The 12,349-nt window shown below is 51.6% G+C and carries 3 protein-coding genes and 1 pseudogene; all 4 read left to right on the top strand.

Annotation, left to right across the window (positions count from 1 at the left end):
* Positions 1–13 precede the first annotated feature (13 nt).
* A complete protein-coding gene (gene comS, locus NYE36_RS01845) occupies positions 14–178 on the top strand; it encodes a competence protein ComS (RefSeq protein ID WP_269195032.1) in 165 nt (54 codons plus the stop codon).
* A pseudogene (srfAB, locus tag NYE36_RS01850) lies at positions 124–7,665 on the top strand (surfactin non-ribosomal peptide synthetase SrfAB); the annotation flags it as partial. The gene comS and the pseudogene srfAB, both read left to right, overlap by 55 nt.
* 34 nt (positions 7,666–7,699) lie before the next feature.
* Positions 7,700–11,536, top strand: coding sequence for a surfactin non-ribosomal peptide synthetase SrfAC (srfAC, locus tag NYE36_RS01855; RefSeq protein ID WP_265451397.1), 3,837 nt, complete (start codon positions 7,700–7,702; stop codon positions 11,534–11,536).
* A 19-nt stretch (positions 11,537–11,555) separates the two neighbouring features.
* Complete coding sequence (gene srfAD / locus NYE36_RS01860; protein ID WP_265451398.1) at positions 11,556–12,287, top strand: surfactin biosynthesis thioesterase SrfAD; 732 nt, start codon at positions 11,556–11,558, stop codon at positions 12,285–12,287.
* Positions 12,288–12,349: the final 62 nt, after the last annotated feature.

Below are 12,349 nucleotides of genomic sequence, written 5' to 3' on the forward strand. Positions count from 1 at the left end.
CATTATTTGGAGCATGAGAGCGAGGAGGAACAGCAGTTTGAACCGATCCGACAAGCGCCTTATCAGAAGCATTATCCTGTTTCCTCAGCACAGCGCAGGATGTATATCCTTAATCAGCTCGGACAGGCCAGCACGAGCTACAACGTCCCTGCTGTACTTTTGCTGGAAGGGTCAGTAGACAAAAAGCGTCTTGAGGAGGCCATGCAGGCATTAATCAACCGTCATGAGACCTTGCGTACGTCGTTTGACATGGCAGATGGAGAAGTCGTGCAGACCATTCATAAAAATGTGTCGTTTGAGCTTGAAACCGCCGAGGGCCGGGAAGAAGATGCAGAAGAGCTGACAAAAGCCTTTATCAGGCCGTTTGCGCTCAACCGCGCGCCGCTTGTCCGTTCGAAGCTGATCCGGCTTGAAGAAGACCGGCATCTTCTGCTGATTGACATGCACCACATTATTACGGACGGAAGCTCAATGGGCATTTTCATCGGTGATCTTGCGAAGCTTTATCAAGGCACGGAGCTTGCGCTGCCAAAGATTCATTATAAGGATTTTTCAGTCTGGCAGCGTGAAAAAGCAAATCTCGATCAGCACGAAGCCTACTGGCTTGATACGTTCAAAGGCGATCTGCCGGTGCTGGATCTGCCGCTTGATTTCCCGCGTCCTGCCGAGCGCAGTTTTGAAGGGGAACGCGTCATCTTCGGGCTTGATAAACAGGTGACGGCGCAGATTAAGAAGCTGCTGGCTGATACGGATACGACGATGTACATGTTCTTGTTAGCCGCTTTTCAAGTGCTGCTGTCCAAATATTCGGGGCAGGAAGACATCATAGTCGGGTCTCCGGCGGCCGGAAGACAGCATCCTGATCTCCAAGACGTGCCGGGCATGTTTGTCAACACAGTTGCGCTTCGGTCGCATCCTGCCGGCAAAAAAACGTTCAAACAATTTCTGGATGAGGTGAAAACGGCGAGCCTTCAAGCTTTTGAGCATCAAAGCTATCCGCTTGAAGAATTAATTGAAAAACTGCCGTTAACGAGGGACACAAGCCGGAGTCCGCTGTTCAGCGTGTTATTTAATATGCAGAACATGGAGATCCCGGCTCTGCGGCTCGGAGATTTGGAGATTTCTTCATACTCCATGCATCATCATGTCGCTAAATTTGATCTTTCCTTAGAAGCGGCTGAACGCGGAGAAGAGGTCGGATTGAGTTTTGATTACGCGAAAGCCTTATTTGCGGACGAAACCATCCGCCGCTGGAGCGCTCATTTTGTCAATCTGATTAAAGCCTGCGCTGAAAATCCGGATATTCAGCTGGCCGCCGCAAGCCTGCTGTCCGCTCCTGAACGGGAAGCGCTCCTTTCTGATGAAAAACGTACGGAAGCGGATCTGCCTGAGGGCACTTTTGTTTCGCTGTTTGAACGGCAAGCGCAAAAAACGCCTGATCTCACGGCGGTTGCGGGCGGAATAAGTCTGACATATCGTGAGCTTGATGAACGCTCGAACCGGTTTGCCCGCCACCTTCAGGCTTGCGGAACGGGCAGTGAGGACATCGTAGCCATTATGATGGATCGTTCGGCCGACTTGATTACCGCGATTCTCGGCGTCATGAAAGCCGGAGCGGCATTTCTCCCGATTGATCCGGAGACTCCTGAAGAGAGAATCCGCTACTCTCTTGAAGACAGCGGAACGAAGCTTCTGGTCGTCAATGAAAGAAACATGACCGCGGCCGCCGTTTATAAAGGAAAAACGGTCGTAATGGAAGACGGAGAATGGCAGAACGAAAGCGCCGGCCGGCTTGAAACGGAGCCCGGCGCCGACCAGCTTGCATATATCATTTATACCTCGGGAACAACGGGCAAACCGAAAGGCGTCCAGCTGGAGCACCGCAATCTAATCAATTATGTCACATGGTTCAGCCGTGAAGCCGGTTTGACCGAAGCTGACAAATCTGTGCTGCTGTCTTCTTACGCATTTGATCTCGGCTATACGGCCATATTCCCGATTCTTCAGGCGGGCGGAGAGCTGCACATTGTGCCGAAAGAGATGTACACCGCGCCTGATCAGCTTGGTGAGTATATACAGAAAAACGGCATTACGTATATGAAACTGACGCCGTCATTGTTCCATATGATCGTCAATACAGCCCGTTTTACGTCAGAACGCCGTTTCAGCCCGCTTCGTTTAGTGGTGCTCGGCGGAGAAAAGATCATCACGTCCGATGTCCGCAAGTTTCATGACGTATACGCCCATACCGACTTCATCAATCACTACGGGCCGACGGAAACGACGATCGGCGCCATTGCCGGACGGATCAATATGGAGCGCCTTGATCAATATGAGCAGCGACCCGTCATCGGCCGCCCGATCGCAAATACCGGCGCGCTTGTATTGGACGGAGCAATGCAGCTCGTTCCTCCGGGCGCAAGCGGCGAGCTTTATATTACCGGGAAGGGGCTTGCAAGAGGATATCTTCACCGTCCGCAGCTGACGGCGGAGAAATTTCTCTCAAATCCTTTTTCACCGGACAGCCTCATGTACAAAACGGGAGATGTCGTCCGCAGGCTTCCTGACGGGACGATTGAATTTATCGGCCGTGCGGATGATCAGGTGAAAATCCGGGGCTACCGCATTGAATTAAAAGAGGTTGAAACCGTGCTGTTAAGCGTAAACGGCATTCAGGAGGCGGTCGTTCTCGCAGTCAGCGAAGGCGGGCTGCCGGAACTGTGCGCGTACTATAAAGCCGACAGCGAGCTGAAAGGCTCTGAGCTTCGCAAACGGCTTTCCGAAACACTGCCGTCTCATATGCTTCCGGCTTATTTCATGCAAGTAGACCGCATTCCGCTCACAGCCAACGGAAAAACCGATAAAAACGCCCTTCCGAAACCGGGCGTCAGCCAAACGGCGCAAACAGCTTCAGCCTTGCCGGAAACGGAATTGGAGGAAAAGCTGTGCCGCATTTGGAAACAGACACTCGGTACAGATACGCTCGGCATCGACGATAATTTCTTCGATTACGGCGGGCACTCTTTAAAAGGCATGATGCTCCTCGCCAATATTCAGGCTGAACTGGACAAAACGGTTCCGTTAAAAGCGCTGTTCGAACAGCCGACTGTCCGCCTGCTTGCCGCATATATCGAAAAATCAGCGGTATCTGAGGGATATCGGATGATCTCACCGGCCGACAGTGCAGACGCGTATCCGTTATCATCCGCCCAAAAACGGATGTACGTCCTGAACCAGCTTGACCGGGAGACAATCAGTTATAATATGCCGTCCGTTCTTCTGATGGAAGGAGAAGTCAATACTTCAAGGCTTCAGGAAGCGCTCAATCAGATGATCAATCGCCACGAGTCTTTGCGGACGTCCTTTATCGATCAAAACGGCCGCCCGATGCAGCAGATCGCAGAACAGGCTGACATTGACCTGCACATCTTTGAAGCAGCAGACGAGGAGAAAGCGGATCTTATCATTCAGGCATTCATTAAGCCGTTCGATCTGAGTGCGGCTCCGCTCATTCGGGCCGCTCTTGTCAGACTGAATGAAAAGAAACACCTGCTGCTGCTGGATATGCATCATATTATTGCCGACGGCGTGTCCAGAAGCATGCTGGTCAAAGAGCTCGCTCATCTTTACAAAGGCGGAAGCCTGCCGTCGCCGAACCTGCACTATAAAGACTTCGCCGTCTGGCAGAATGAACCTGAGCAGGCCGAACGGATGAAAGACCATGAGCGTTATTGGCTCTCCGCATTTTCCGGCGAGCTTCCTGAATTGAATCTGCCGACCGATTTCCCCCGTCCGCCGGTTCAAAGTTTTAAAGGACAATCCGTCCGTTTCAGAGCGGGGCGTGAAACGGAAAAAGCGGTGCGTGAATTAATGGAATCATCGGGAGCGACTCTTCATATGGTGCTTCACGCCGCGTTCCATGTCTTTTTGAGCAAAATCACGGGGCAGCGCGATATCATTATCGGCTCGGTGACCGCCGGAAGAACGAGCGCCGAAGTTCAGGAAATGCCGGGGATGTTTGTCAATACGCTTGCGCTTCGCAATGAAACGCGCAAAGAGCAGACCTTCGCCGGGCTGCTCGAACGAGTGAAACAAACCAATCTCGACGCGCTGGCGCATCAGGATTATCCGTTTGAGGATCTGATCGGAAAGCTTGACCTGCCGAGAGATATGAGCCGCAACCCGTTGTTCCAGGTTATGGTGACGACAGAAGATCCGGATAAAGAAACACTGGAACTGGAGAACCTGCGCATCACTCCGTATGAGTCAAACCAAGGCACGGCGAAATTCGATCTGACACTCGGCGGCTTTACGGATCAAGAAGGTCTCGGCCTTCAGTTTGAATATGCGACTGATCTGTTTAAAAAAGAAACAATTGAAAAGTGGAGCGCCGGGTTCCTGCGGATTCTGAAGCAAGCGGCAGAAAGTCCGGACAGAAAGCTGCCTGAGATTTCACTGATCAGCGATGCTGAAAAACAAGCTCTCCTTGACGCATGGAAAGGAAAAACACTTTCTGTGCCGCGGGACAAAACGGTTCACCGTCTCTTTGAAGAAACGGCCGCCCGCTACGCGAACCGGCCTGCCGCGGCATATAACGGCGCGAAATGGACGTACGGCGAGCTGAACGCAAGGGCTAACCGCATTGCGCGCATTCTCATGGACTGCGGCGTCACGGCTGACGAACGTGTCGGCATTTTGACGAAACCGTCCTTGGAAATGGCCGCAGGCGTACTTGGCGTCCTGAAAGCGGGCGCGGCATTTGTGCCGATTGATCCCGACTACCCGGAAGAGCGCATCAGCTACATTCTGCAGGACAGCGGCGCCAAGCTTCTTCTCACACAGGAAGCGCTGGACGTGCCGGAAAGCTACAACGGAGAAACGATTCTGCTTGACGGCAGCCGCTCCATTCTGAGCCTGCCGCTTGATGAAAACGATGAAGCGAACCCGCAGACGGAAACAACGGCAGATCATCTCGCTTATATGATTTACACGTCAGGAACGACCGGACAGCCGAAGGGTGTCATGGTCGAACACCATGCGCTGGTGAACCTGTGCTTCTGGCATCACGACGCATTCGCCATGACGGCGGATGATAAAAGCGCCAAATACGCGGGCTTTGGTTTTGACGCCTCCATCTGGGAGATGTTCCCGATATGGACCATCGGCGCGGAGCTTCACGTCATTGACGAAGCGATCCGGCTGGATATCACCCGCTTAAATCACTATTTTGAGGAGAACGGCGTGACCATCACCTTCCTGCCGACGCAGCTGGCCGAACAATTTATGGAGCTGGAAAATACCTCTCTCCGCATGCTTCTCGTCGGCGGCGACAAGCTGAAGCGGGCGGTGAAACAGCCGTACACGATCGTCAACAACTACGGCCCGACGGAAAACACCGTCGTCGCGACAAGCGGCGTCATCAATCCGGAGGAAGGATCGCTTTCGATCGGACGGGCGATTGCCAATACGAGAGTTTATATTCTCGGCGACGGCGATCAGGTGCAGCCGGAAGGCATTGCCGGTGAATTGTGCGTGGCCGGCCGCGGTCTTGCGCGCGGATACCTGAACCGTGAAGAAGAAACGGCGAAGCGGTTTACCGCAGATCCGTTCGTGTCCGGAGAGCGCATGTACCGGACCGGCGACCTCGTCAAATGGAACGCGAAGTGCGGCATCGAATACATCGGCCGTATCGACCAGCAGGTCAAAGTGCGGGGCTACCGGATCGAGCTTTCAGAAATCGAAGTCCGCCTCGCCCAGCTTGCGGACGTTCATGACGCAGCGGTGACGGCCGTGGAAGACAAAGCGGGCAATACCGCGCTTTGCGCCTATGTCGCGCCTCAGCAGGACGATATTGAAGCGCTCAAGTCCGCGCTGAAAGACACGCTGCCTGACTACATGGTGCCGGCGTTCTGGGTGGAGATGGACGAGCTTCCGGTCACCGCGAACGGAAAGATTGACAAAAAAGCCCTGCCGGAACCGGATATTGAAGCGGGAAGCGCGGCATACAAAGCGCCGGAAACGGAGATGGAGACGCTGCTTTCCGACATTTGGCAGGAAGTGCTCGGTCTTGACCAGATCGGCGTAAGCGATAATTTCTTCACGCTCGGCGGCGACTCGATCAAAGGCATCCAAATGGCGAGCCGTCTGAACCAGCACGGCTACAAGCTGGAGATGAAAGATCTCTTCCAGCACCCGACCATCGAAGAGCTCGTCTCCTATGTGGAGCGGACGGAAGGCAAGCAGGCCGACCAGGGCCCTGTCGAAGGCGAAGCGGACTTAACGCCGATCCAGCGCTGGTTCTTTGAGAAAAACTTCACGGACAAACACCACTGGAACCAATCCGTCATGCTTCACGCGAAAGACGGCTTTGATCCGGACCTGGTGGAAAAAACCCTGCAAGCATTGATTGAACACCATGACGCGCTCCGCATGGTTTACCGTGAAGAAAGGGAAGGCATCATTCAGACATACCTCCCTGTCACAGAATGCAAGGCAAGCTTTGAAATCGTTGATCTGTACGGAACTGACGAGGATATGCTGAAAAGCCAGATTCAGCGGCTTGCCGATCATCTTCAGGGAAGTCTGGATCTGGAGAACGGCCCGCTGTTAAAAGCGGAGCAATACCGGACAGAACAAGGCGATCATCTGTTAATCGCGATTCACCATCTCGTCGTGGACGGGGTTTCATGGAGAATTCTGCTTGAGGATTTCGCTTCAGGTTATAAACAGGCGCAGCAGCAAAACAGCATCGTCCTCCCGCAAAAAACCCACTCCTTTAAAGATTGGGCGGAGGCGCTGAACACGTTTGCGCAATCAGAAGAGCTGAAAAAGCAGACGGATTATTGGGCGCAGGCAGATGCGGAAGAACTCCGGCCGCTGCCCAAAGACCATGATCCGAACAAGCGGCTCGTCAAACATACGGCGGCCGTGAAATGTGAATTGACTGAGGAAGAAACGGCACAGCTGCTCACAGATGTTCATCATCCGTACGGAACGGAAATCAACGACATTCTGCTCAGCGCGCTCGGCTTAACGATCGGTGAATGGACGGAAAACGGCAAAGTCGGCATCAACTTAGAAGGACACGGCCGGGAGGAAATCATACCGAATGTCAATATTTCACGGACGGTCGGCTGGTTTACGGCCCAATATCCTTTGATTCTGCAGATCAGCAAGGAAGACGGCATCTCTTCCGTCATTAAAACGGTAAAAGAGACGGTGCGGCGCGTTCCTGATAAAGGTGTAGGATACGGGATTCTCCGGTATCTGTCATCCGATGAAGCAGAAAAAGGCGTCACGCCTGAAATCAGTTTTAACTACTTGGGGCAGTTTGACAATGAAGTGAAAACGGAATGGTTTGAGCCGTCTCCATATGATATGGGAGTCCAAGTCAGCGAAGAGTCAGAGGCGTTATACGCACTGAGCTTCAGCGGGATGGTTACAGGCGGCCGCTTCGTCATTTCCTGCTCATACAATCAGGAAGAATATGAAAGAAGCACCGTCGAAACACAGATGCAGCGGTTTAAAGACAATCTCTTAATGATCATCCGCCATTGCACGGCCAAAGAGGAGAAAGAATTTACGCCGAGCGATTTCAGCGCGCAGGATCTTGAGATGGATGAAATGGGAGACATCTTTGACATGCTTGAGGAGAATTTAACGTGACAAAAACAGATCACAGAAGGGGGGAGCGGAGCAGATGAGCCAATTCAGCAAAGATCAGGTTCAGGACATGTATTATTTGTCGCCGATGCAGGAGGGAATGCTGTTTCATACTCTCCTGAATCCCGGCCAAAGTTTTTACATCGAACAAATGACAATGAAAGTAAAAGGCAGCTTGAATATCAGATGCCTTGAAGAAAGCATGAATGTGATCATGGACCGGTACGATGTATTTCGTACCGTGTTCATTCACGAAAAAGTAAAAAGGCCGGTCCAAGTCGTATTGAAAAAACGGCAGTTTCAGATAGAAGAAATCGATCTGACACATGTAACGGACAGCGAGCAAACAGCCAAAATCAATGAATACAAAGAACAGGATAAGATCAAGGGTTTTGATTTGACGCGGGATATTCCGATGCGGGCAGCCATTTTTAAAAAATCGGAAGAAAGCTTTGAATGGGTGTGGAGCTACCACCACATCATTTTGGACGGCTGGTGCTTCGGCATCGTCGTGCAGGATCTGTTTAAGGTATACAATGCCCTGCGCGAACAAAAGCCGTACAGCCTGCCGCCGGTCAAACCGTATAAAGACTATATCAAGTGGCTTGAAAAGCAGGATAAACAAGCATCACTGCATTACTGGCGCGGGTACTTAGAAGATTTTGAAGGACAAACGACATTTGCGGAGCAAAGAAAGAAACAAAAGGACGGCTATGAGCCGAAAGAGCTGCTCTTCTCACTGCCGGAGGCGGAAACAAAAGCATTTACCGAGCTTGCAAAATCGCAGCATACCACTTTGAGTACGGCGCTTCAGGCGGTTTGGAGTGTATTAATCAGCCGCTACCAGCAGTCCGGCGATTTGATCTTCGGCACAGTCGTTTCCGGGCGTCCCGCAGAAATCAAAGGCGTTGAACATATAGTCGGGCTGTTTATCAATGCTGTCCCGAGGCGGGTGAAGCTGTCTGAGGATACCACATTTAACGGCTTGCTCAAGCAGCTGCAGGAGCAATCGCTGCAGTCTGAGCCGCATCAATATGTGCCGCTCTATGACATCCAAAGCCAGGCCGATCAGCCAAAGCTGATTGACCACATCATTGTGTTTGAAAATTATCCGCTTCAGGATGCAAAAAATGAAGAAAACAGTGAAAACGGCTTTGATATGGAGGACGTCCATGTTTTTGAGAAATCGAATTATGATCTCAACCTGATGGCTTCTCCAGGTGATGAGATGCTGATTAAGCTTGCCTATAACGGGAATGTGTTTGATGAGGCGTTTATCCTGCGCTTAAAATCTCAGCTTCTCACAGCGATTCAGCAGCTCATCCAGAAGCCGGATCAGCCTGTCAATACGATCAGACTTGTGGATGAAAAGGAAAGAGAGCTTCTGCTTACCGGCTTAAACCCGCCGGCTCAGACTCATCAGGCGAAGCCTCTGACGGATTGGTTCAAGGAAGCGGTGAATGTAAATCCTGATGCACCGGCGCTTACGTATTCCGGCCAGACTCTTTCCTATCGTGAATTAGATGAGGAAGCGAACCGTCTTGCGCGCCGTTTGCAAAAGCAAGGTGCGGGTAAGGACACCGTTGTCGCGTTGTACACGAAGCGCTCGCTTGAGCTGGTGATCGGCATTCTCGGCGCATTAAAAGCGGGAGCGGCTTATCTGCCCGTTGATCCGAAGCTGCCGGAGGACCGAATCTCGTACATGCTGGCTGACAGTGCGGCAGCCTGTCTGCTGACACATCAGGAGATGAAAGAAAAAGCGGCTCAGCTGCCGTATACAGGAACAACACTCATCATCGATGATCGAGCACGGTTTGAGGAACAGGCAAGCGATCCTGCAGCCGCAATTGATCCCGATGATCCGGCGTATATTATGTATACGTCCGGCACAACCGGAAAGCCAAAGGGCAATATCACCACTCATGCCAATATTCAAGGATTGGTCAAGCATGTAGACTACATGGCATTTTCTGAAAAAGATACGTTCTTATCTGTTTCCAATTACGCCTTTGACGCATTTACCTTTGATTTCTACGCATCAATACTGAATGCGGCACGGCTCATTATCGCAGATGAACATACACTGCTTGATACAGAACGGCTCACTGATCTGATCCGGCAGGAGAATGTCAATGTCATGTTTGCGACAACCGCACTTTTTAATCTTCTCACCGATGCGGGAGAGGAGTGGCTGAAGGCGCTTCGCTGCGTGTTATTCGGGGGTGAGCGCGCGTCAGTGCCTCACGTCAGAAAGGCGCTTGAGATCATGGGGCCTGGCAAGCTGATTAATTGCTACGGGCCGACTGAGGGAACGGTGTTTGCGACAGCTCACGTCGTGCATGATATCCCGGATTCCCTTTCCTCATTGCCGATCGGAAAGCCGATCAGCAATGCCAGTGTTTATATTCTTAACGGGCAAAATCAGCTTCAGCCGTTCGGAGCTGTCGGTGAACTGTGCATCAGCGGAATGGGTGTATCAAAAGGGTATCTGAACCGTCATGACCTGACGAAGCAAACGTTTATCCCAAATCCATTCAAGCCGGGAGAAATGCTTTACCGCACAGGGGATTTAGCACGCTGGCTGCCGGATGGAACAATTGAATACGCCGGGCGTATTGACGACCAGGTCAAAATACGCGGACACCGGATTGAGCTTGAAGAAATCGAAAAGCAGCTGCAGGAATACCCGGGTGTGAAAGATGCGGTCGTTGTTGCGGACCGCCATGAGTCTGGAGATGCATCAATCAACGCCTACCTCGTGAACCGGACGCCGCTTTCAGCTGAAGACGTAAAGAGGCACCTGAAAAAACAGCTTCCTGCTTACATGGTGCCGCAAACCTTTACTTTCTTAGAGGAGCTTCCGTTAACGACAAACGGGAAGGTCAATAAACGGGAGCTGCCGAAACCGGATCAGACTCAGCTGGCGAAAGAATGGATCGGGCCTCGAAACGCGACGGAAGAAACGATTGCACACATCTGGTCCGACATCCTCGGCAGACAGCAGATCGGGATTCATGATGATTTCTTCGCGCTCGGAGGCCATTCCTTAAAAGCGATGACGGCAGCGTCGCGCATTAAAAAAGAGCTCGGTACTGACATTCCGGTGCAGCTGTTATTCGAAGCGACGACAATCGCAGACATTGCCGGTTATCTGCTTCACGGTGAAGAAAAAGGAATGAAAGATCTCACCATCATGAATAAAAATCAGTCTGACACACTGTTTGCGTTCCCGCCGGTTCTCGGTTACGGGCTGATGTACCAGCCGCTGGCAAAACAGCTGTCCGGCTTTCGAATCTGTGCGTTTGATTTTATCGAGGAAGACAACCGCATCGAACGCTACACAGAGCTGATCCATCAGCTCCAGCCGGAAGGACCGGTCAAGATGTTCGGATACTCGGCAGGCTGCACGCTCGCCTTTGAAACGGCCAAACGGCTTGAAGCCGAAGGACGTAAAGTGGAGCGGCTGATCATGGTTGATTCTTATAAAAAACAAGGCGTCAGCGACTTAGAAGGCCGCACCGTAGAAAGTGATGTCCAGGCGCTGATGAAGGTAAACCGGGACAATGAAGCGCTGAATAACGAAGCCGTCAAAGAAGGTCTCGCCAAAAAAACAACCGCGTTTTATTCTTATTTTGTGCATACCGTCAGCACCGGCACGGTCAAAGCGGATATAGATCTATTAACGTCAGAACCGGACTTTGCGATGCCGCCGTGGCTCGCTTCGTGGGAGGAAGCCACGACAGGTGAATACCGTGTGAAAAAAGGCTGCGGTACTCACGCAGAAATGCTTCAGGGAGAATGTCTCGAAAGGAATGCGGCATATTTGCTCGAATTCCTAAGGAAGGAACATCTGAAGCTGACAGCTTCACGATAGAAAAGGAGGAAGCCCGCCAATGGTCCAGCTCTTTAAATCGTTCGATACCACGGAAAAAACGCAGCTTATCTGTTTTCCGTTCGCAGGAGGCTATTCCGCATCATTCCGCCCGCTCCACACCTATCTTCAAGGTGAGTGTGAGATGCTTGCCGCGGAACCGCCGGGACACGGAACAAATCAAATGTCCCCCGTTGAGGATTTTGAACAGCTTGTCAGTTTATACAAGCAGGAGTTGAATCTCCATCCTGACCGCCCGTTTGTGCTGTTCGGCCACAGTATGGGAGGCATGGTCGCTTTCAGGCTGGCGCAAAAGCTGGAGCGGGAGGGCATTTACCCGCAGGCCGTGATCATCTCAGCCATTCAGCCGCCGCATGTTGAAAGGAAAAAAGTGTCTCATCTTGATGATGAAAAATTTCTCGCCCATATTATCGAGCTTGGCGGAATGCCGCAGGAGTTAGTGGAGAATAAGGAGGTCATGTCATTTTTCCTGCCTTCTTTCAGATCCGACTACCGCGCGCTTGAAAGCTTTCGTCCGTCTGATTCTCACATCATTCAATCACCCGTCCATATATTTAACGGGCGGAAAGATAAAAAATGTATCAAAGATGCGGACGGATGGAAAAAATGGGCCGACAATCCCGTATTTCATGAGTTTTCGGACGGCCACATGTTCATATTAAATGAAACTGAAAAAGTGGCGGAACGAATCTATGAGATTATTAACAGGAGCACTGCAGGCCAATTGTTATAGGATATGACAGACAGCATTCGCTGTCTGTTTTTTGTAACAAAATCCGCCCGCGAGTTTTCTCA

Origin of the sequence: Bacillus sp. FSL R5-0593, from assembly GCF_038603755.1 — a bacterium.
Lineage (GTDB): Bacteria > Bacillota > Bacilli > Bacillales > Bacillaceae > Bacillus > Bacillus velezensis.

Bases quoted from the DNA above. Each gene is read 5' to 3' on its own strand.
- comS (WP_269195032.1), top strand. From the start codon at position 14: ATGAGAGCGAGGAGGAACAGCAGTTTGAACCGATCCGACAAGCGCCTT.
- srfAD (WP_265451398.1), top strand. From the start codon at position 11,556: ATGGTCCAGCTCTTTAAATCGTTCGATACCACGGAAAAAACGCAGCTT.
- srfAC (WP_265451397.1), top strand. From the start codon at position 7,700: ATGAGCCAATTCAGCAAAGATCAGGTTCAGGACATGTATTATTTGTCG.